Source organism: Nocardia sp. bgisy134, from assembly GCF_057708325.1.
This window is the reverse complement of record NZ_JBYIRW010000002.1, coordinates 666,749-689,075: the sequence shown is the minus strand read 5'-3', so window position 1 is coordinate 689,075 and position 22,327 is coordinate 666,749. Positions and strand designations below refer to the sequence as shown.

General features: G+C 70.8%; 10 protein-coding genes. 1 reads left to right on the top strand and 9 read right to left on the bottom strand.

Annotated elements, in window-relative coordinates:
- From AC3ERS_RS06610 to AC3ERS_RS06585, 6 genes are all read right to left on the bottom strand, one after another.
- On the bottom strand, nucleotides 1-14,073 hold a 14,073-nt coding region (locus AC3ERS_RS06610; protein WP_431964503.1), incomplete at its 3' end, for an amino acid adenylation domain-containing protein.
- Nucleotides 14,074-14,107: 34 nt separating this feature from the next.
- A complete protein-coding gene (locus tag AC3ERS_RS06605; protein WP_431964501.1) occupies nucleotides 14,108-14,857 on the bottom strand; it encodes a DUF6875 domain-containing protein in 750 nt (249 codons plus the stop codon).
- 398 nt (nucleotides 14,858-15,255) lie between these two features.
- Nucleotides 15,256-16,416, bottom strand: coding sequence for an acyl-CoA dehydrogenase (locus tag AC3ERS_RS06600; RefSeq protein ID WP_431964499.1), 1,161 nt, complete (start codon nucleotides 16,414-16,416; stop codon nucleotides 15,256-15,258).
- A 157-nt stretch (nucleotides 16,417-16,573) separates the two neighbouring features.
- Nucleotides 16,574-17,263, bottom strand: coding sequence for a TetR family transcriptional regulator (locus AC3ERS_RS06595; protein ID WP_431964497.1), 690 nt, complete (start codon nucleotides 17,261-17,263; stop codon nucleotides 16,574-16,576).
- A gap of 68 nt (nucleotides 17,264-17,331) precedes the next feature.
- Nucleotides 17,332-17,832: a 5-(carboxyamino)imidazole ribonucleotide mutase gene (purE, locus tag AC3ERS_RS06590; RefSeq protein WP_431964495.1), complete on the bottom strand. Its 501-nt coding sequence runs from the start codon at nucleotides 17,830-17,832 to the stop codon at nucleotides 17,332-17,334.
- Nucleotides 17,825-18,997 carry a 5-(carboxyamino)imidazole ribonucleotide synthase gene (locus tag AC3ERS_RS06585; protein WP_431964550.1) on the bottom strand — a complete coding sequence of 391 codons (1,173 nt, stop codon included), beginning with the start codon at nucleotides 18,995-18,997 and terminating at the stop codon, nucleotides 17,825-17,827. The genes purE and AC3ERS_RS06585 overlap by 8 nt, the downstream gene beginning before the upstream one ends.
- An 87-nt stretch (nucleotides 18,998-19,084) precedes the next feature.
- On the opposite strand from AC3ERS_RS06585, the gene AC3ERS_RS06580 reads away from it, so the two are divergent.
- Complete coding sequence (locus AC3ERS_RS06580; RefSeq protein WP_431964493.1) at nucleotides 19,085-19,627, top strand: GtrA family protein; 543 nt, start codon at nucleotides 19,085-19,087, stop codon at nucleotides 19,625-19,627.
- Nucleotides 19,628-19,631: 4 nt separating this feature from the next.
- Here AC3ERS_RS06580 and AC3ERS_RS06575 read toward each other — a convergent pair whose 3' ends face one another.
- Genes AC3ERS_RS06575 through AC3ERS_RS06565 form a run of 3 tightly spaced genes read right to left on the bottom strand, consistent with a single transcriptional unit; the run spans nucleotide 19,632 to nucleotide 22,195 of the window.
- A complete protein-coding gene (locus AC3ERS_RS06575; protein WP_431964491.1) occupies nucleotides 19,632-20,939 on the bottom strand; it encodes an ATP-binding protein in 1,308 nt (435 codons plus the stop codon).
- A 1-nt stretch (nucleotide 20,940) separates the two neighbouring features.
- A complete protein-coding gene (locus AC3ERS_RS06570) occupies nucleotides 20,941-21,618 on the bottom strand; it encodes a response regulator transcription factor (RefSeq protein WP_431955974.1) in 678 nt (225 codons plus the stop codon).
- 37 nt (nucleotides 21,619-21,655) lie between these two features.
- Nucleotides 21,656-22,195, bottom strand: coding sequence for a PH domain-containing protein (locus AC3ERS_RS06565; protein WP_431964489.1), 540 nt, complete (start codon nucleotides 22,193-22,195; stop codon nucleotides 21,656-21,658).
- Nucleotides 22,196-22,327: the final 132 nt, after the last annotated feature.

Here is a 22,327-nt window from a genome sequence, read left to right as displayed (position 1 = left end):
GTACTCGGCCAGGATCGGGCCGATCACCGCGAGGGCCTCTGGCCTGGTCAGCCGGTTGTGTTCGTGACCGGTCTGACGATCGAGGATCGCGCCGCCGACATACGGCCGCCAGGTGTCCACATTGGGCCCGTAGCCCGGCCGGGAGCTGGTGCTGCTGAAGAACAGCACGTCACCGTCGAACACACCAGGCCGGTACTCGGCCGCCTGCCGGACCAGCTGCTGGTAATCGAGGTGGAGGCGTTCCAGGGCCGCGGCGTCGAGTGCGCCTAGAGCGCCTGCGGCCACCGCGCCCAGCGCGCCATCCGGCCCAGCGCCCAGCGCGCCATCCGGCCCAGCGCCCAGCGCGCCATCCGGCCCAGCGCCCAGCGCGCCATCCGGCTCAACGCCGAGGGCGCCATCGGGCGGCGCGCCCACCATGCCATCCGGCCCAGCACCCGAAGCGCCATCCGGCCCGGCGGCCGAGCCGCCATCCGCCACGGCGGCCAAGCCGCCACCTGTCATTGCGCCCAAGGCGTTCTCGCCACCGCGTAGAAGTTCGGCGGCGCGCTCGGCCAGCGGCTGCTCTCCGGCGAGCAGGTCCGGATCGATGCCGCCGAACTCGGCGAGCAGAACCTCCGGCGGCGGCATCTCCGTGGCGCTCTCGGGTTCCACGTCGGCGCGACCGTCGATGATGACCAGTGCCGATACCGTCGCGCCGCGGCGCTGGAGTTCCACGGCAACCGCGTGCGCGAGCGGTCCGCCCGCCGAGTAGCCGAGCACCCGGTACGGACCGTCGGGCTGGACGGCCTGCATCTCGTCGGCGTAGCGCGCCGCGCGTTCGGTCAGCGACATGTCCGGCTGCTCGGCGGCGACGCCGGGCGATTGCAGACCGTACACCGGATGGCCGGGATCCAGATGACGCACCAATCCCGCATAGCCCCAAGCCAATCCGATCGCCGGATGCACGCAGAACAGCGCGGGTCCGCTGCCCGAGGGCCGCAACGGCAGCAGCGGAAGCAGCGCGGGATCCACGGCGTCCGGCCCGGCCTCCCGCTGTTCGACGATGCGCTGGGCGAGCGCCCCCGGCGTGGGATCGCCGAACATCCACTGCACCGGCACGGCGCAGTCGAGTCGTTCCCGAAGCTCGGCGCACAGGCGGATCGCCACCATGGAGGTGCCGCCGAGCTCGAAGAAGTTGTCGTCCAAGCCGACCCGGTCGGCGCCGAGCACGGTCTCGAAGGCGCTGACCACCTCCTGCTCGGTCCGGGTGACGGGCGGCCGGTAGGGCAGGTCGGTGCGCCGCTGGGTCAGGTTCGGCGGCGGCTCGTAGACGACCGTTCCCGGCGGGGCCGTGACGTCCAGTTCACCGAGCAGCAGACCCGGGTTCGCGGTGACGGCGTCGAGCACCTCGACGTATCGGTCGGCGAAGGTCTGCGCGGTGGACGCTTCGAACAGATCGAGGGTGAAGGTGAGGCTGCCGCGCATACCCGCGGGCGCGCCCTCCTCGTCGAAGCGCTCGGCGAGCATCCACTCCAGATCGAACTTCGCTCCCACCGTGGGCATTTCGAGCGGACGGATGTCGAGGCCGGGCAGCGCCCCCGGTTCGCGCTCGAAGTTCTGGAAGACGAGCAGCACCTGGAACAGCGGATGGTGGGCCGTGGAGCGAGCCGGGGCGAGCAGCTCGACCAGCCGCTCGAACGGCAGGTCGGCGTTGCCGAAGGCGTCCAGATCGCTGTCTTTCGTTGCGCCGAGCAGGCTTTCGAAGGTGTCCTCGGGACGCACCCGGCTGCGCAGCACCAGTGTGTTGACGAACATGCCGACCATCTCGTCGAGTTCGCCGTCGCCGCGCCCGGCGATGACCGAGCCGATCGCCACGTCCTGCTCCTCGGAGAGCCTGCCGAGCAGCACGGCGAGCGCGGCGTGCGCGACCATGAAGATGCTGACTCCGTGCCACCGGCACATCTGCTGAATTCGTTGCTGCACAGCGGCATCGATGTCGAACTCGACCACGCCCGCGCGGTGGGTGGACACCGCGGGCCGCGGATGGTCGCTCGGCAGGGTCGAGACCTCGGGCAATCCGTCCAGCGCGGCGCGCCAGTACTCGAGCTGCCGGTGCGCGACGCTGTCGGGATCGTCGTCGGCGCCGAGCAGTTCGTGCTGCCACAGGGCGTAGTCGGCGTATTGCAGTGGCAGCGGCGACCAGAACGGTGCGGCGCCCGCGCGGCGGGCCACGAAGGCCATCATCACGTCGCGGGTCAGCGGCGCCAGCGACCAGCCGTCGGAGGCGATGTGGTGCATGACCACCACCAGTACCGCCCGCCGCGCGTCGAGCCGCAGCAGCGAGACGCGGATCGGGAGCTCGGTGGTGAGATCGAAGCCCTGCGCGATGGCCGCGGCGACGCGCCCCGGCACCGTGTCCGGGTCGACGTCGGAAATACGCACCGGCACATAGGCTTCCGCGAGACCGCGGACGTCCTGGTACGGCTCGCCTTCGGCGTCCACCGGATACACGGTGCGCAGCGACTCGTGGCGAGCCAGCACGTCCATCAACGCCGTCTGCAGGACCGTCGGATCCAAATCGCCCTCGACCTCGACCGCGATCGGCACGTTGTGCGCCGGTGACGCGGGGTCGTACCGATTGAGGAACCACATCCGCCGCTGCGCCGCCGAGAGCGGAATACGGGCGGGGCGATGACGCGGACCCGGCCGCAGACCGGGAGCCGCGGCCGCGGTACGCACCGCCTCGGCCAGTTCGACGACGGTCGGGGCGTCGAAGACCATCCGCACCGGAACGCGGGTGTCCAGCGCGGCGCCGAGACGGGCCGCGATGCGGGTCGCGATCAGCGAATTGCCGCCGAGCGCGAAGAAGTTGTCGTCCAGGCCGACCCGTGGCACACCGAGCAATTCACCGAAGGTGTCGGCGACGACGCGCTCGGCGGGCGTGTTCGGCTCGCGGAACCGCCCCGCCCTGATGTCAGGGGCCGGGAGGGCGCTCCGGTCGAGCTTGCCGTTCGCGGTGCGCGGCAGGGCGTCGAGCACGACGAGCGCCGACGGCACCATGTACGACGGAAGCCGCTGGGCAATCGAGGTTTTCAGCGCCTCGAGGTCGATCGTGGAGAGGTTGGACGGCTCGCCGTCGTGCGGTTGCGCGGCGTGCGCCTCAGCCTCGAATGCCGCAGACTCCTGTACCTCCGTGTCAACTGCCGCAGCTCTGTGCGCCTCTGCCTCAGCCTCGCGCACCCCAGCGTCAACTGCCGCAGCCTTGTGCGCCTCTGTCTCAGCCTCGTGCACGCCGTCCTCGAGCGCCTCAGCGCCGAGCGGCTTCGCCCCACGCGCTTCTGTCTCAGCGTGCACCTCGGCCTCGAGCGCCTCAGCGTCGAGCGGCTTCGCCCCATGCGCCCCTGCATCGACTGTCTCCGCCGTACGTGCCTCCACTCCGAGCGTCTTCGCGTCGTCGGTCTCCGCCTCGCGCGTCGCGGCGTCGGCTGCCTTCGCCTCGAGCGTCTCCATGCCGTGCGCCTCCGCATCGCGCACCTCGGCGTCCAGAGCCTTCGCCTCGTTCGACCCGGCCCCGTGCGGCACTACGTAGCCGACCAGCAGCTCGCCCACGGCCGGATCGGTGTACACCGTGACAGTCGCCTGGTGCACCGCGGGATCGCTGGCCAGCGCGGACTCGATCTCGCCGAGCTCGATGCGCAGCCCGCGCAGCTTGACTTGCAGGTCGCCGCGGCCCAGGTAGTCCAGTGCGCCGTCGCGCCTGCGCACCAGGTCGCCGGTGCGGTACATGCGTTCGCCCGGCGCGCCGTAGGGATCGGGGACGAATCGGGCGGCGCTCAGCGCGGGTCGGCCGTGGTAGCCGCGCGCGAGGGCACGGCCGGACAGATACAGTTCGCCGGCGACGCCGTCGGGCACCGGGTGCAGCCGCTCGTCGAGCACGCGGGCCGCGAGGCCGGGGGCCGGGCCGCCGATGGTGATCTCGTCGCCGGGACGCAGGGCCTCGCTGCCCGTCGCCCAGATCGTGGTCTCGGTGGGGCCGTAGTCGTTGAAGTGCAGGCGATCCGGCGCGGCCCACCGCTCGACCAGTTCCGGCGGGCACGGCTCGCCGCCGGTGATGATGGCGCGCAGCGCGGGCTCGGGGCCGAGCGCGGCGGCATCGACCGAGCCCAGCGCCGACGGCGTCAGCGCGATGTGCGAAACACGTTCGCGGGCAAGCAATTCACCGAGTTCCGGCCCGCCGAACGCGGTGGGACCCGCGATCACGAGCGTGGCCCCTGAGCCGACGGCCATGAGCAGTTCGAGCGCCGCGGCGTCGAAGCTCGGTGACGCCACGTTGAGCACGCGCGAGTCCGCCGTAATGCGCATCCGATCGCGTTGGGCGGCGGTGAGATTCGCCAGGCCCTCGTGGGTGACGACGACGCCCTTCGGCCGTCCGGTGGACCCCGAGGTGAAGATGACGTAGGCCGGGTTCTGCCAGCGCACCGGCGCCGTGCGTTCGGCGGCGTCGATCGGCGCACCGGCGGCCGAGTTCACCAGCTCGGTCGTCGCCGGATCGTCGAGCGCGAGCCAGTGCACCTGCGGCTCGCCGGAGGTCTCCACGGATTCGTCGAATCCCGAGCCCGGCAGCGACGGCGCGACGGCGCGGACCGTCACCCCGAGCCGCGCCCCGGAATCGTCCAGGATCTGGGCGATCCGCTCGGCCGGGTAGGCGGGGTCGATCGGCACGAACGCGGCGCCGGTCTTGGCCACCGCCCACACCCCGAGCACCGCGTCCAGCGAGCGTCGGATGGCGATCGCGACCAGCCCTTCCGGGCCCGCTCCGGCGCCGATGAGCACCCGAGCCAACCGGTTGGCGTGCTCGTCGAGTTCGCGATAGGTGAGGCGGGTGACGCCATCGACCACCGCGACGCCGTCCGGATTGGCGGCCACCGCGTCGGCCAGCAACCGCGGCAGCACGGTCGGTTCGGCCACCGAAGGGCGAGCCGGGATCGCGAGGGCCGTGCGCTCTTCCGGGTCGAGCAGGTCGACATCGCCGACGGGCGCTTCGGGATCGGCGGCGACGGCGCGCAGCAGCCGCAGCCAGCGGTCCGCGAAACGCTCGACGGTCTCGTGGTCGAACAGATCGGTGGCGTAGCCGAAGCGGATCGTCAGGCCGGACGTCTCGTCCGCCGCCACCGTGACGCTGAGGTCGAACCGCAGGCTCTGCTGTTCCAGTTCCACCGCGGCCACGTGCAGATCGGGCAGGGTGAGTTCCACCGGCGCGAGATTCTGGAACACCAGCATCACCTGGACCAGCGGGTGCCGCGCCGCCGAGCGGGCCGGATCGAGCACGTCGACGAGGCTCTCGAACGGAATGTCGGCATGCGCGAAGGCGTCCAGATCGGTGCGCCGGATCCCGGCCAGCAGTTCGGCGAACGACGCGGCGGAGTCGATCTCGGTGCGCAGCACGACGGTGTTGACGAACATGCCGACCACGTCGTCCAATTCGGCCGCGCCGCGACCGGCGACCGGCGTGCCGATCGCGATGTCCGGTGTGCCGCTGAGCCTGGCGAACAGGGCCGCGAGCGCGGCGTGCAGCACCATGAACAACGAACTCTGGTGCGTCCGGCCGAGTTCGTCCAGCGCGGCGGCCGATTCGGCGTCGAGGGTGCGCAGCACGGTGCCCGCGCGCAGCGACGGGATGGCCGGACGCGGCCGGTCGGCGGGCAGCTCGAGGCGGTCGGGCAGGCCCTTCAGCGTGGTGGTCCAGTAGTCCAGCTGGGCGGTGAGCAGGGATTCCGGGTCGTCGGGGGAACCGAGCCGTTCCCGTTGCCAGAGTGTGTAATCCGCGTACTGCACGGGCAATTCGGTCCAGTCGGGAACGACGCCGTGGGACCGCGCCGCGTAGGCCGCGAGCACGTCCCTGGCGAGCGGGCCCATGGAGAAGCCGTCCGCGCCGATGTGGTGCACCACCACGACGAGGACGTGCTCGTCGGCGGCGATGCGGAACAGGCGCAGCCGCAACGGGACCTCCGACGCCACGTCGAAACCCTTGGTGACGCAGTCGAGTACCGCGGCGGGCAGCTCGTCGGCCGCGATCGCGGTCGGCTCCGGATCCAGTTCGAGCGCGTCCGGCGGCAGCACGACCTGGTAACCGACGCCGTCGCGCGCCGGGTACACGGTGCGCAACGCCTCGTGCCTGGCCAGCACATCGGACAGCGCCGCGCGCAGTGCGGCCACGTCCAGGGCGCCGCGCAGGCGGAGCACCGCGGGGATGTTGTACGCGCCCGATTCCGGGTCGTACTGGTTGACGAACCACATCCGCTGCTGGGCGGGCGCGAGCGGAATCCGCTCGGGTCGCGGCCCGGAGCGGGGTCCGATGCTCGGCCGCGCGCCGTCGCCCGCCGCGGGCAACCGAGCGGCCAGCGCACGCACCGTCGGCGCCTCGAACAGCAGCCGGACCGGCACCTGGATGTCCAGTGCGGCGCCGAGCCTGGCGGTCACCCTGGTCGCGGACAGCGAATCGCCGCCGAGTGCGAAGAAATCGTCGAACGCGCCGACGCCGGGACGATCGAGCACCGCACCGAAGACCTCCGCGACGACGCGCTCGACGCCGATCGGGGCCACGTATTCCACGGCGACGCTCTCGGGTTCGGGCAGCGCGCGCACGTCGACCTTGCCGTTGCCGGTCACCGGCAGGACGTCCAGCACGGTCACCGCCGCGGGCACCAGGTGGCGGGGCAGGCGGCGCACCAGATGGTCGCGCAGGCGCGCGGCGTCCAGTTCGGCGCCCGCCGTCGGTGCCACGTAGGCCGCGAGCGCCAGATCGCCGGTGGGGCCGCGCCGCGGCACGGTGACCGCGAGCCCGACGCCGGGCAGGTCGCGTAGCGCCGCGTCGACCTCGCCCGGCTCGACCCGGATGCCGTGCAGCTTCACTTGGGAGTCGTTGCGGCCCACGTATTCCAGGCCGCTGTGCGAGACGCGCCGGACCAGGTCGCCGGTGCGGTACATCCGGTCGCCGGGGGCTCCGAACGGGTTGGGCACGAACCGCGCGGCCGTGAGCCCCGCACGACCGTTGTAACCGCGCGCCAGGCCGGGACCCATCAGGTACAGCTCACCGACCGTCCCGACCGGTGCGGGCCGCAGCCAGCGGTCGAGCGCGACCAGCCCGAATCCGGGCATCGGCGCGCCGAGACCCGCGACCTCGCCGGGAACGAGCGCCCCGCTGAAGGTCGCGGCGACGGTCGCCTCGGCCGGGCCGTAGGAGTTCATCATCGACCGCCCGGCGCCGACCCGGGCGGTGAGCTCGGGCGGACAGACCTCGCCGCCGGTGACCACGGTGCGCACGCCGTTCCACGACGCGGTGGAGAGCGTGGCCAGCACGGCGGGGGGCGCGATGACGTGGGTCACCTCGTTCGACACGATCACGGACGTCAGCTCGTCGCCCGCGGTCGCCACCGCGGGCGCGACCACCAGTGTGGCGCCGTTGTAGAAGGTGGACAGCCACACCAGCATCGCGGCGTCGAAGTTCGGGTTCATGCTGAGCAGGACGCGATCGCCCGGCCTGGCCCGCATGCGCGCCGAGGTCCCCACCGCGAGTCCGGCGAGTCCGACGTGGGTGACCATGACGCCCTTGGGCGTTCCGGTGGATCCCGAGGTGTAGATCAGGTAGGCCGGGTGTTCCGCGCGCAGCGGACGCGACCGGTCGGTGTCGGTGACCGGCGCGTCGGAATGCTCCGGCAGCTCGGCGACCAGCGCCGGATCGTCGAGCAGCAGCCAAGACACGGTGCCGGGCAGTCGATCTCGGTGTTCCGCAGTGGTGATGCCGAGCGGCGCGGCGCTGTCGGCGGCGAGCGTCGCGAGGCGATCCTCGGGATGGTCGACGTCGACGGGGACGAACGCGGCGCCGGATTTCGCGATCGCCCAGACCGCCACGAACCAGTCGACGGACCGCGGCAGCGCGAGCAGCACCCTGGTCTCGGGGCCAGCCCCGGCGGCGATGAGCTTGCGGGCCAGGCGATTCGAGCGGGCATCGAGTTCCACGTAGTCCAGCGTCGACGCGACGTCCTCGATCGCGATACGTCCCGGGCGCACGCCGCAGCGCAGCAGATCGGGCAGCAGCCGCGCCGGCTGCGGGCGGCAACGCAGCACCTCGGCGCGATCCACGCCGGACACCGCGGCGACCTGCCCCGCCGGGTCGGTGGCCATGCGATCGAGCATCCGCACCAGGCGCGCGCCGATCGCGTTCGCCTCGTCGGCGTCGAAGAATCCGGTGGCGCAGTTCAGGATCAGCCGCAGGGTGTCGCGCGCGTGGGCGGCCAGGGAGAGCGGGTAGTGGGTGCCGTCGCGGCCGCGGAAGTCGCGGACCCGCAGTGCCGCGTGCTCGGCGGCGCCGCGCAGCGCCGCCGCGTCCACCGGATACGACTCGTAGACGATGGCGGTGTCGAACAGCACGCCGAGCCCGGTGGCGGACTGGATCTCGGTGAGCCCGGCGGTGTGGTGGTCGAGCAGTGCGCCCTGCTCGCGCTGGACCCGGCGCAGCAGGTCACCGACCGACTCGGCCGGATCGAGGGCGATGCGCACCGGAAGGGTGTTGACCATCATGCCGACGATCCGCTCCGCGCCGGGCAGATCGGCCGGGCGACCGGAAACCGTTGCGCCGAAGACGATGTCGGTCTCGCCGGTCAGCTCGGCGAGCAGCATGCCCCATGCGCACTGCACCACCGTGTTGAGGGTGACGCCCTGGTCGGCCGCCATGCGCTGGAGGACGAGGGCGCTCGCGGGCGCGAGCGGCAGCTCCAGATCCAGCTTCCCCGCGCCGGTGCGCAGCGGGGTGCGGCCCGCGGTGACCAGCGTCGGGCCGGACAGTCCGGACAGCGCGTCCGTCCACGCCGCCATCGCCGCGGCGCGGTCCCGGCGCGTCAGCCATTCCAGATAGTTGCGGTAGGAGACCGACGGCGGGAAACCCGCTCCGTCCCCGCCGCTTTCGTATCGCGCGAGCAGCTCGGCGAGCAGCAGCGGCATGGACCAGCCGTCGAGCACCAGGTGGTGGTTGGTGACGAGCAGCCGGATGTCGTCGTCGCCGCACCGCGCGCACACGAACCGAACCAGCGGCGGGCGCGCCGTGTCGAACGGCGCCGCCAGCTCGCGCGCCGCGAACGCGTCGAATTCGGCGGGATCGACGTCCACCGTGCGCCACGGCACCTCGACGTCGGCGAGCACGATCTGCACCGGCTCGTCGGCTCCCGCCACGAACGCGGTGCGCAGCGCCTCGTGTGCCCGCACGGTCGCGGTGGCGGCGGCCGCCAAGCGCTCGATGTCCACGGCGCCGTCGAATTCGAACACGGCCTGCACCGCGTACTCGTCGGTGTGGCCCGCGGACAGTTGCGCGTGGAAGAGCAGACCCTGCTGCAGCGGGGCCAGCGGCCACACGTCCGCCATGTCGGGATACCGTGCGGCCCAGGCGTCCAGCTGTCGCTGACCGACCGCGACCAGGGGCAGATCGGAGGGCGTCAGCTTGCCCGCATCGGGCTCGGCCAGCGCGCCCGCCAGCTCCTCGAGCGCGGAGATCCATTTCCCGGCAAGGGCTTCCATCTCCGCACCGTCGACGATCCCCGAGGCGTAGCGCCACACCGCGTGCAGCACCGAACCTTGCGGGCCCTCGACGACCACCGCGTCGATCGCCAGGACCGCCGAGGCGGGCAGTTCGGCGCCGCCGCCACCGCCCAGGCTCGCCGCGAGCGAGACCGGAAGCCACGGCACCGCGTTCTCCGTCGCGTCGGATTCGCCCTCGGCCACCTGGCCGAGATAGTTGAATCCGAGCTGCGGATGCGGGGCCGCGCCGAGGACGGCGGCGGTCTGCGGGTTCGAGTGGCGCAGCAGGCCGAAGCCGATGCCGCCGCGCGGGACGGCGCGCAGCTGTTCCTTCACGGTGGCGAGCGCGTCCAGCGGACCGGTGTCGCCGATCTCGAGCCGGACGGGGAACTGGCTGGTGAACCAGCCGACGGTGCGGGAGAGGTCGGCGCCGGGGACGGCGGCCTCGTCGCGGCCGTGCCGCTCCAGCATGACGAGCGCGGGACCGATCGCCGCGCGGTGTTCGGCGAGCGCCGTGGCCAGCGCGGCGAGCAGAGCCTCTTCCATGCCACAGCGGTAGGTCGCGGGCAGCCGGTCGAGCAGCGTCGCCGTGGTCGCCGCGGGCAGGCGCAGCTCCAGCCTGTCGAGGGTGTCGCCGGTGTCGACGACCGGGTCGAGCGCGCGGCGGCCGAGCGGCGGATCGGGAGTGGTGAGCACGGCGGCCCAGTAGTCGGCCTCGGCGGTCCACGTCTCGGTCGTCGCCGCCTCGGTGAGGGCGTGCGCCCACGTGCGCATGGAGGTGCCGACGGACGGCAGCTCGGGCGTCTCGTCGGCGCGCACCTGCGCCCAGGCGGAGATCAGATCGGCGATCAGGATGCGCCAGGACACCGCGTCGACCGCCAGGTGATGGACGACGAGCACGAGCAGGCCCGCGCCATCCCGGCCCGGATCCAGCCAGGTCGCCGCGACCATGACGCCCGCGTCGGGCGCCAGCCGCGCGGCGACCGCCTCGACCGCGGATTCGGTATCGACGCTGTCGATTTCGTGGCACGGGACGCGAACGAGCACCGACTCGGGCGCGATCGTCGCGGGCGGCGCGACCTCCAGGCCGCCGCGAACGACCCTGGCGCGCAACATGTCGTGCCGATCGAGCACCGCGCCCAGGGTGCGCACGAGTTCCGACTCGCTCAGCCCGGCGGGCAGCGCGAGCACCATGGATTGACTGAACCGCTGCCACCCCGGCTGCTCGAGCAGCCAGTCCACGATCGGCGTCCGAGGCAGGAAACCCACGCCGCCGCCGGGCAGTTCGGCCAGTACCGTCCGCTCGCCGGGCGCGGTGACCACCGACGCCAGCGCGGCGGGCGTCGGATGCTCGAACACGTCACGCGCGGAGAACACCAGACCGGCGGCCCGGCCGCGGGCGACCAGCTGGATGGACAGGATCGAATCGCCGCCGAGCGCGAAGAACGAGACGTCCGCTCCGACCGCGGGCACGCCGAGTACCTCGGCGAACAGCGCGCACAGTGCGCCCTCGGCTTCCGTCGCCGCCGCGCGCGGCGCCGTGTCGGCCGTCGGCTCGGGCAGCGCCCGCCGATCGACCTTGCCGTTGCTGGTGAGCGGCAGGGCGTCGAGCACGGTGATGGTGCCGGGCACCATGTGGCCGGGCAGCCTGCGCATGCAGAATTCCCGCAGCCGGGGCACGTCCAGCTCGGTGAGCTGCGAATCACGGTGCACCGGAACGATATACGACGCCAGCATGGCACGGCCGGACGCACCGGTGCGTACGACCGTGACGGCGATCTCCACCTCGGGATGCGAATCGAGCACCGCGTCGACTTCCCCCGGCTCGACGCGCATTCCGCGCAGCTTGACCTGGAAATCGCTGCGGCCCAGGTAGTCCAGCACCACACCGTCGGAACTCGCCCGCGCCGTGTCGTCGAACGGTTCGACCGAACGCCAGCGGACCAGGTCACCCGTGCGGTACATCCGGCTTCCCCACGGGCCGAACGGATCGGCGACCAACCGGTCCGCCGTCAAGCCGGGGCGTCCCGCGTAACCGCGGGCCACGCCGGGTCCGGCGATGTAGAGCTCTCCCGGCGTGCCGATCGGCACCGGGCGCAGCCTGCGGTCGAGCACCATCAGCCGGGCGCCGGGCACCGGCCTGCCGATGCCGGAGGGGCGCTCCGGGTCCATCGCGTCGGTGAAGGTGGCCGCGACGGTGGTCTCGGACGGGCCGTAGGAGTTCACCAGCCTGCGGCCGGGACCGAAGCGCGCCACCAATTCCGGCGGACAGATCTCGCCGCCGGTGGAGACGGCGACCACGCCGTCCAGCGCACCCTCCGGCAGCGTCGCGAGCACGGCGGGCGTCGAGCACACCTGGGTGATCCCGAAATCGGCGACAGCGGTGGACAATTCGACGCCCGCCATGGACTCGCCGCGGCCGATCACCATCGTCGCGCCGTTGCCGAAGGCGATGAGCAGTTCGAGCATGGATGCGTCGAAGCTCGGGTTCAGACAGTGCAGCACGCGCGAGCCGACCTCCGGCCGGTAGGCCTCGCGCACGGCGTCGGCCAGGCCCGCGATGCCCGCGTGGGTGACGACGACGCCCTTCGGCACGCCGGTCGACCCGGAGGTGAAGACGATGTAGGCGGTGTGGTCGAGGCGGACGTCGGCACGCGGCCGGAATCCGGTCGAATCCTCCCCTGCGGCTTCACCTTCCCCAGCTTCTCGCGCACCGTCGCCGGGTTCGAGGGCCGCGAGAACCGCCGCATCCGTATCGATCTCGAGCCACTGCACCCCATCGGGCAGCAGGGACGCCTGATCACTGGTCGTAATACCAATGCGCGCACCGCATTCCGCCGCCATCTTGGCGACCCTCTCGGCTGGATTCCCGGTGCCGACGGGCACATACGCCGCGCCGGAACGCACCACGCCCCAGAACGCGAGCACCGATTCCACCGAGCGCGGCAGGGCGACGAGCACGGCGTCGTCCGGTCCCGCGCCCAGCTCGGCCAGCCGTCCGGCCAGCACCGCCGCGGCACGGTCGAGCGCGCCGTACGTCACGGTGCGGGCGCCGTCCACCACGGCAGCGGTGTCCGGACCCGCCGCGCGCAGCCCCTCGTCGAGCACATCGGAGAGCAGCCTGGGAACGGACGGCATCGGCCCGTGCGCGCCCGTGCGCAGTGCGAGTTCGTCGTCGAGGAAGTACTCGACGTCCCTGACCGCGGCGTCGGGCTCGGCCTCGAGCAGACCCTCGAACAGCTTCACGAACCGCAGGTGATGGCGGGCCAGCGTCTCCTCGTCGTAGAGATCGGGATTGGCGGTGAAATCGAGGTGGACCGGCGCCTGCGCGCCGTGCTGGTAGATGTTGACGAACAGGTCCTCGATCGGGCCCGAGGTGAGCACGTGCAGGCTGGTCTCGATGCCGGTGAATTCGACCTCGCCGGGGAACAGCATGATGTTGACCACCGGGCCGACGAGATTGCGTCCGCCCGTCGCCTCGACCTCGCCCGTCGCCTGCCGGATCTCCTCGTGCCGGTACCGCTGGTGGCGCAGCGCGCCGGAGACCTCGATGCGGATCGCGTTCACGATCTCGGCCAGCGTGGTCCGCTCTCCGACCGTGACGTGCAGTGGAACGACATTGGCCAGCATGCCGCTCGACCGGCGCAGCATCGCGGTGGTGCGCCCGGAGACCGGCAGGCTCAGCACCACGTCGTGCGCACCGGTGGCCTGCGCGTAGTAGACCGCCAGCGCCGCCATCACCAGCCCGGGGGCACCGACGCCGAAACGCGTTGCCGCGGCGTCGAGTCGAGCCTTCACCTCGTCGGACAGCTGGTGCCGGTGATCACGCCCGAGCGCGTGGGCGGGCGCGACGCCCGTCACCAGGCTGCATCGCTGCGGCATCTCCGCGATGCGCTGCTCCCAGTACTCCGCGTCGGCGGTGAACCGGCTGGACTCCCGATAGCTCATCTCCGAGTCGTAGATCTCGCGCAGCGTGGCCGCCTTGTTCGGCTTCGGCTCCTCGCCCGCCAGCGCCGCGTTGTACAGCTCGGCCACGCGGTACAAGCCCGTCACGGAGGCGAACCCGTCCACTGCGATGTGGTGCGCGCGCCCGTACCACAGCACCCGATCGGGTGCGACGCGGATCAACACCGATGCTCCTGGCCGCTCACCCAACAGGTCCACCGGTGCGGCGAGGTCCGCCCGCATCCACCGCATGGCCTCGGCGTCCGGATCCGCGGAATCGCTGAGATCCACGTAGGACAGCGTGGTGTCGAGGCTGTGGTCGACGACCTGATAGGGACGCGAGTCGCGCTCACCGAAGCGCAGCAGCACCGATTCGAACTCGCGCGCGGCGCGGCCCGCGACCTCGACGAGGGTGTCGACGTCCAGCGGGCCGCGCATCTCGATGTACTGGGCCTCGTTGAGCGGCACGGAAGGATCGAGCTGCTGGGCGTACCACATGCCCAGCTGCGCGGGCGAGAGCGGGAACTCCCCGTTCTGGCCCGTGTCGATCCCCCGCGCGGCCGAAAGTCCGTGCGTCATAAGTCGATCCCTTGGTCGTCGATCGCTGTCTGTCTCAGCTGGCTTTCCGCGGCCCCAGATGGACCGGCCTGCCGTTCTTGGTTGCCGTCGCCGGGCCGCCCTGCTCCGATTGCAGCTGGTAGGCGGGCACATCGAGGTTCGAGCTCGCGGTCAACCGGCCGACCACCACGTGCCGGACGTGGGCGGGCAGACCTGGCGCGAACTTCTTGACGTACGCGGCCATCCACTCCGGCCGCCCCAGCAGGAACGGGAAGTCGGTGGCCATCATGGTGCGCACCACGATCATCGGAATCGGCGAATCGAGCGGGTGGAAGTCCTTGTTCCACAACCCAGGCTCCTTGCACCCGGGGTAGAACTGCCCGAGCATGAAGCCGCGCTCGACGAATCGCGTCTTGAGTTCCGCGTGCAGGTTGTCGATCAGCGAGAACTCCCGCAGATCAGGCAGCGCGGTGACGAGGGCGCGCAGGACGGCCCCGCCGCCGTCTTCCGGTGGCAGACGCTCGAATACCTCGAGCGCGTCCTCGATGACCAGTCGCACGTACGACGGCCACGGACGCACGCCGGATACCCGGCCCACCCACATCAGATCGCGGCGCAGCGACGGTCCGACATAAGGACAGACCGGCCCGTCGCGGCCGAGCTCCGGCTCGGTACCGGTCAAATAGTCCTCGGACCAGGTCCGCACAGCGTCCACCGTGGACTTGGTGTGCGGACACGGGATCTCGGTGTCGGACAACGGGAACCATTCCATCCCCGACCGCGGTCCGATTACGATCTCGGACATGACTCACCTCGTCGCGATACGAGGTCGTGCATCGCTCCGCGAGTCTGCGCGGTCGGCGATCGACGAATCACCCCATTTTCTTCTACTCGAGTGACTCTCAACAGTGAATTCAGTATGGCGTAACATGCCGTCAACTCCTGCCGACGTACCGTCGAAACGCCTGTTCAGACGCTTCCTATCAGCGAGGATCGACGTCAGCCACAAACAAAGCCCCGACCGGCTTCCGCAAAATCCAGCTATCAATGTTTATGGCGCTGGAGGTCTCGAATCGAGCTGTGGCATGGACACGATGAGGCAACCGATCGAACTCGAATGGATTTCGCCGGACGGCCGCTCGTAGAAAAGAAGGGACGGCCGGGTAACAACCCGGCCGTCCCTGAATTCGCAGTGCGCAGGCGTCAGCCGCGCAGCAACGCCCTGGACATCACCACGCGCTGGATCTGGTTGGTGCCCTCGTAGATCTGGGTGATCTTCGCGTCGCGCATCATCCGCTCGACCGGGAAGTCGGTGGTGTAGCCCGCTCCGCCGAACAGCTGGACGGCGTTGGTGGTGACCTCCATGGCCACGTCCGAGGCGAAGCACTTGGCGGCGGCGGAGATGAAGCCGAGGTTCTTCTCACCGCGCTCGGCGCGGGCGGCCGAGGTGTAGACCATGAGGCGGGCGGCCTCGATCTTCATCGCCATGTCGGCCAGCATGAACTGGGTGTTCTGGAAGTCGGCGATGGCGGTGCCGAACTGCTTGCGGTCCTTGGTGTAGGCGATGGCCGCGTCCAGCGCGCCCTGGGCGAGGCCGACGGCCTGCGCGCCGATGGTGGGGCGGGTGTGGTCGAGGGTCTGCAACGCGGTCTTGAAGCCGGTGCCGGGCTCGCCGATGATGCGGTCGCCGGGGACGCGGCAGTTCTCGAAGTACAGCTCCGCGGTGGGCGAGCCCTTGATGCCGAGCTTGTGCTCGAGCGGGCCGACCACGAAGCCCTCGTCGTCCTTGTGCACCATGAACGCGGAGATGCCGTTGGCGCCCTTCTCGGCGTCGGTCACGGCCATCACGGTGTACCAGGAGGACTTGCCACCGTTGGTGATCCAGCACTTGGAGCCGTTGATGACCCAGTCGTCGCCGTCCCGCTTGGCGCGGGTGCGCATGGAGCCGGCGTCGGAGCCCGCCTCGCGCTCGGACAGCGCGTAGGAGGCCATCTCGCCGTTGACGATGTCGGCAAGCACCTTCTGCTTCAGCTCCTCGGAGCCGTTCAGGATCAGACCCATGGTGCCGAGCTTGTTGACCGCGGGGATGAGCGAGGAGGAACCACAGACGCGGGCGACCTCTTCGATCACGATGCAGGTGGCGACCGAGTCGGCGCCCTGGCCGCCGTAGGCCTCCGGCACGTGCACGGCGTTGAAGCCGGCGGCGTTCAGCGCGGTGAGCGCCTCCTCAGGGAAGCGGGAGTTACCGTCGACGTCCTTGGCGTACGGCGCGATTTCCTTCTCCGCCAGACCGCGGATGGCCGCCCGCAGTTCGTCGTGGAAGTCCTCGAGCTTGAACAGGTCGAAATCGGGGTTTCCCGCCATGGGACACGCTCCTGGGTGATGGTCTTAGGCCGCGGTCGGCGGCTTTCAACAGATCGGCACTGAGTGCCACTTCGAGTGCCAGTATACGCACGAGATTCGCCACAACATGCGGATACCTACTGGCACTGAGTGTCAGACGGTGGCACTGTAGGCCAAATCACAGACTGCCCAGCTTGCGGGTCAGCAGATCGACCACCTGGCGCGACGACATGTCCCTCGGGAAGACCGCGACCACCATCTCCTCCGCGTCGCAGATCCGGCCGTGGCCGCGGGGAATGGCCGCCAGCTCGACCCGCAGATCCGCCGCGCCCGCGTCCGACTCGCCGCGCACCATGCGGCGCAGCAGATAGTTGTGCGTCGCGGTGACCGCCGCGGCGAACTGCACCCTGGCGAGGTCGGGCACCTCGGGCAGGCGCTCGCGCAGATAGTCGGTGAACAAGCGCTCGTACCGGAACACCGTGACGATCTCGCGCTCGCGCAGCGCCGGCACCCGGCGGACCACCTGGTAGCGGCGCGCCGCGATCTCCCGCCACTGCGTGAATCGCTCGAAGACCTGCACGACGGCCGCGCACACGGCCTCCCACGGATCGTCGTCCCGCGCGCCGGCGAGATAGGTCGCCGCCTGCGCCAACTGCGACTCGTGATCGGCGAAGATCACGTCCTCCTTCGAGCGGAACTGCCGAAAGAACGTCCGCCGCGAAATCCCGGCCGCCTCCGCGATCTCGTCGACCGTCGTCGCCTCGTACCCCTTGTCCGCGAACAACCGCAGCGCCTGATCCACCACCGTCAGCCGAAACCGCGCCGGATCCTCCCCGGCCCGGGCCCGCGCGTTCTCCTCAGTTGCCACGGCAGTCACCGTAGTAGCGACCGACGCGAGACGACCGACGCCCGCGCGCCGGGTGATACGGCCGCACGTCAGCCGAGGAGTTTGGTGCGGAGAGCTTCGTCCTTCTCGAGGACCAGCTTTTCCAGGTCGGACTGGAACTGGGTCATGCGGGTGCGCAGGGCCGGGTCCGCGGCGGCGAGGATGCGGACGGCGAGCAGGCCCGCGTTGCGGGCGCCGCCGATGGAGACGGTCGCGACCGGGACGCCCGCCGGCATCTGCACGATCGACAGCAGCGAGTCCATGCCGTCGAGATACTTCAACGGGACGGGGACGCCGATCACCGGCAGCGGGGTCGCGGAGGCGACCATGCCCGGCAGATGGGCCGCGCCGCCCGCGCCCGCGATGATCACCTGGATGCCGCGGTCGGCCGCGTCGCGCGCGTAGTCGAGCATGCGCTGCGGCGTGCGGTGCGCGGAGACGACGCCCACCTCGAAGGGCACACCGAACTCGGCCAGCGCCTCGGCGGCCGCCTCCATGGTCGGCCAGTCGGAGTCGCTGCCCATGATCAGGCCAACTCGAGGATTACTCATGGGGGTCCCATCCGTCGGTCCACACCGCGTGCGACATCCAGTGCGCCGCCCGCTCTGCCTTCTCGCGCACCTCGGCCACGTCGTCGCCGAGGATGTTGATGTGCCCGATCTTGCGATCGAGGCGCTCGCCCTTGCCGTACAGGTGCACCTTCGCCTCCGGCAGCCTGGCGAAGAGGTGATGCAGCCGCTCGTCCATCGACATCTCGGGCGCCTGCGCCGCACCGAGGATGTTGGCCATCACGGTGACCGGAGCCAGCGGACTGGTGTCGCCGAGCGGATAGTCCAGCACCGCGCGCAGATGCTGCTCGAACTGCCCGGTGCGCGCGCCGTCCATGCCCCAGTGGCCGGAGTTGTGCGGGCGCATCGCCAGCTCGTTCACCAGCAGCGCGCCGTCGTGGGTCTCGAAGAGCTCGACGGCCATGGCGCCGACCACGCCGAGCTGGGCGGCCAGGTTCAGCGCCAGGGTCTCGGCCTCGGCGGCCTGCGCGTCGGCCAGATCGGGCGCGGGCGCGATCACCACCGCGCACTGACCGTTGCGCTGCACGGTCTCCACCACCGGCCAGGTCGCGGCCTGACCGAACGGCGAACGGGCCACCATCGCCGAGAGCTCGCGCTTCAGATCGACCTTCGCCTCGGCGAGCAGCCGCACCCCGTGCGCGAGCTGATCGGTGACGATCCGCTCGGTCTCGTCGGCATCGGCGGGCATCCAGACGCCGCGGCCGTCGTAGCCGCCGCTCACCGCCTTGAGCACGAACGGCCAGCCGTGCTCGTCGCCGAAGCGCACCGCGTCGGCCGCCTCGGCGACCGTGGTGAACGCGGGCACCGGAACGCCGAGCTCGGCGAGCTTGGTGCGCATGGCCAGCTTGTCCTGGGCGTACACCAGGGCCTGCGGCGGCGGCTGCACGTTGACGCCCTCGGCGACCAGCGCCGCGAGGTGTTCGGTCGGCACGTGCTCGTGATCGAAGGTCAGCGCGTGCGAACCGACCGCGGCCTTGCGCAGCGCGGCGAGATCGGTGTGGCTGCCGAGCACCACGTCGGGACTGACCTGTGCGGCCGGGTCCTCTGGGTTCTCGGCCAGCACCCGTAGCCGCTGGCCGAGCGCGATCGCGGCCTGATGGGTCATCCGCGCCAACTGACCGCCACCGATCATGGTGACGGTGGGCATGGCGGCTTGGTCGAAGGAACGGGTGCTCACGTCGTGCAATCTTGTCATGTCCGGCCGCCATGACCGCTACCGGTACACTCGGCTCTCGTGTCTTTCGTCGACGGCGTGGTCAGCGTCCTCCCCCAGCCCCTGCGGGAGATGGCCTACCGCCATCACGAGCTGATCAAGTTCGCCATCGTCGGCGCGACGACCTTCGTGATCGACAGCGGCATCTTCTACGCGCTCAAATGGACGGTGCTGACCGAGAAACCGGTCACCGCGAAGATCATCTCGGGCGTCATCGCCGTGATCGCCTCCTACATCCTGAACCGGGAGTGGTCGTTCAAGAACCGCGGCGGCCGGGAACGCCACCATGAAGCCCTGCTGTTCTTCGTGGTCAGCGGCGTCGGGGTGGTGTTGAGCAACATCCCGCTGTGGATCTCCAGCTACGTGTTCGACCTGCGGCAGCCGAACGTCAGCTTCACCGTCGAGAACGTCGCCGACTTCGTCAGCGCCTTCGTCATCGGCAACTTCCTGCAGATGGCCTTCCGCTTCTGGTCGATGCGCCGCTGGGTCTTCCCAGACGAGATGACCGAGCTGGAGGCCGAGCTCGAGGAGCTCATCGAAGAGGAACAGCTGGGACGCAGCTGACGTCTCAGCGCGGCTCGGGGACCGTGCCCGCCGTCCGTGCGGACACCCACGACCCGAGGAACACCGCGAACAGCGCGGGCCTGCGGCGCTGCAATTCCAGGCGACCGCCGTCCGCCTCGATCAACGCGCGCGCCAAGGCCAGGCCGACACCCGTCGACCCGCCCGCCGAGAAGCCGCGATCGAAGATGTGCGGCGCCAACTCGTCGCGCACGCCTTCCCCCTCGTCGGCCACTTCCACGCACACCAGCGGCTCGCGGGCATTGCCTGGACGGACCGTGCGCACCGACACCGTGCAGGTGCCGCCGCCGTGCATGAGCGCGTTGTCGATGAGCACCGTCACCGCCTCCCGCAGGCGCGACGCGGTGATCGGCGCGCGCAGCGACGCGTCACCGGTCAACACCAGGTTGCGGCCCGCCTCGGCGAACGGGTGCGTCCACTCGGTGACGATCCCGCACAGCTCGTCCATCACCGGGATCGGATCGCGGTCGGCGGCGTCCTCGTCGCGGGAGGCGCGGACCAGTTCGTCGATGGCGTCGGTGAGCCGGTCGACCTGCGCCATCGCCTCCTCGGCCTCGTGCACCACCTCGGGGTCGGCGTGCGCGGAGAGTTCGTCGAGCCGCAGCCGCACCGCCGTCAGACGGCTGCGCAGCTGATGGGAGACGTCGGCGACCAGCGCGTGCTCGCGTTGCAGCCTGCCCGCGATCTCGACGGTGGCCGAGTCGAGCACGTCGGAGACCCGGTCCAGTTCGGAGATGCCGTGGCGGCGCGGATCGGGGCGGAAATCGCCCATGGCCAGCCGCGCCGCGCGCGCCGCGACGTCGCGCAGCGGGTCGGCGACACGGCGCGCGGTCACCACCGCGACCGTGACGGCCGCGCCGAGCGAGGCGAGCACGGCCAGCGCCACGACCGCGACAGCCTGCCGCTGCCGCGCGTGCATCGGTCCCGCGGGCACCTCCAGGCGCAGCGATCCCGAGGTCCCCATGGACAGCGACTCCACCAGCGGGTCCGGCACCGAGTCCGCGCCGATGTCGAGACGCGAGGCGTTGTCCTGCGGGCTCGGGTAGACGATCGTGAGCTTGCCGTCCTCCGGCACCAGCGGGCGCACCACGCGCACGTCGAGGCCGCCGCGCACCAGGCCGTCGCCCTGCTCCTGGGTGATGACCTCGGTGGCGATCCGGTCCAGCCTGCTCTGCAGGTCGTTGCGGGTGATGTCCTCGACCCACAGCCAGGCCGTGTAGGTCAGCGGCACGCCGAGCACGACCGTCGTGATGGTCAGCACGGTCAGCATCGACCGCAGGATCCGGCGCCGCACGTCAGTCGGTGTTCAGCCGGAAGCCGACGCCGCGCACCGTGACGATGCGCCGCTCGGCCATCGGCCCCTCGTCACCGATCTTGCGGCGCAGCCAGGACATGTGCATGTCCAGCGTCTTGGAGCCGCGCAATTCGGCGTCGCCCCAGACCTCGCGCAGGATCGTCTCGCGCGGCACCACCTGACCGGCCCGGTCGATGAGCACCTTGAGCAGTTCGTACTCCTTGTTGGCCAGACCGACCTCGGCGCCGTTGACCAGCACCCGGCGCGCGGCGGGCTCCAGCCGAATGCCGCCGACCTCGACGGCCTCGTCACCGATTCCGCTGCGGCGCAACAACGCTCGCACGCGGGCCAGCAACTCGGCGAGCCGGAACGGCTTGCCGACGTAATCGTCGGCGCCCGCGTCCAGCCCGACCACGAAATCCACCTCGTCGGTGCGCGCGGTGAGCATCAACACGGCCAGATCGGCGCCGCGGGCGCGCACCTGCCTGCACACCTCCAGCCCGTCCATGCCGGGCAGGCCGAGGTCGAGAATCAGCAGGTCGTGGTTGCCCTCGAGCGCGCGGCGCAGCACGGCGGGGCCGAAGCTCTCCACGGTGACGTGATAACCCTCGCGCCCCAACGCGCGCGACAGCGGGGCGGCGATGGCCTCGTCGTCTTCGGCCAGGAGTACGGCGGTCATGCAAACAGATTACGGATCGTCGGCGACGACGCCGGACTCATCGATAGCCGCCCGCCTGACCGTACCCGTGCTGATTGCTCGATCGGCTCACCTCGAACACCTGGTGGTAGAGCAAGGCGTGCACCTCCTGCACGCCGGGGATGTCGTCGTATTCGAGCGGCTCCTCCGAGGACGAGCCGATGATCAGGGTGCCGGTGCCGAGCATCCTGTCGAACAGCCCGTGCCGGAACTGGACGCTGGAGATGCGGCTCATCGGAATGTCGATGCCGGTGTGGGTGAGCACGCCCTGACGGACGAGCACGCGCCGCTCGGTGACGATGAAGTGCGTCGTCTTCCAGCTGAGAATCGGTGCGACACAACGCCATAGGACGATCGCGAGCCAGATGGCGAAGACCACGACGAGCACCGCGGTCCTGGCGCTCTCCGGGGTGTTGCGGTATGCCAGACCCCCCGCGAAACCGGCCAGCGCCGTGGCCGCGATGAGCGTCACGATGGGCCAGAAGAGCATCTTCCAATGCGGATGGCGATGGAGTATCAACTGCTCGTCGGGTGCGAGCACATCCTCCGGATAACCCATGGAGGGAACCCTACCCCGGCAAGATGCCGAAATGCCTGACACCGGCCCCCGTGTGCTGCACAATCGTCAGCTTGCGGGAGACCGCGTCACTCGGCTGTTTTCGCACTGCGCTCGACCTGATTCGCCTGCTCT

Coding starts and splice junctions, on each gene's coding strand:
- AC3ERS_RS06605 (WP_431964501.1), bottom strand. CDS start 14,857: ATGTCCGAGATCGTAATCGGACCGCGGTCGGGGATGGAATGGTTCCCG.
- AC3ERS_RS06600 (WP_431964499.1), bottom strand. CDS start 16,416: ATGGCGGGAAACCCCGATTTCGACCTGTTCAAGCTCGAGGACTTCCAC.
- purE (WP_431964495.1), bottom strand. CDS start 17,832: ATGAGTAATCCTCGAGTTGGCCTGATCATGGGCAGCGACTCCGACTGG.
- AC3ERS_RS06570 (WP_431955974.1), bottom strand. CDS start 21,618: ATGACCGCCGTACTCCTGGCCGAAGACGACGAGGCCATCGCCGCCCCG.
- AC3ERS_RS06565 (WP_431964489.1), bottom strand. CDS start 22,195: ATGGGTTATCCGGAGGATGTGCTCGCACCCGACGAGCAGTTGATACTC.
- AC3ERS_RS06585 (WP_431964550.1), bottom strand. CDS start 18,997: ATGCCCACCGTCACCATGATCGGTGGCGGTCAGTTGGCGCGGATGACC.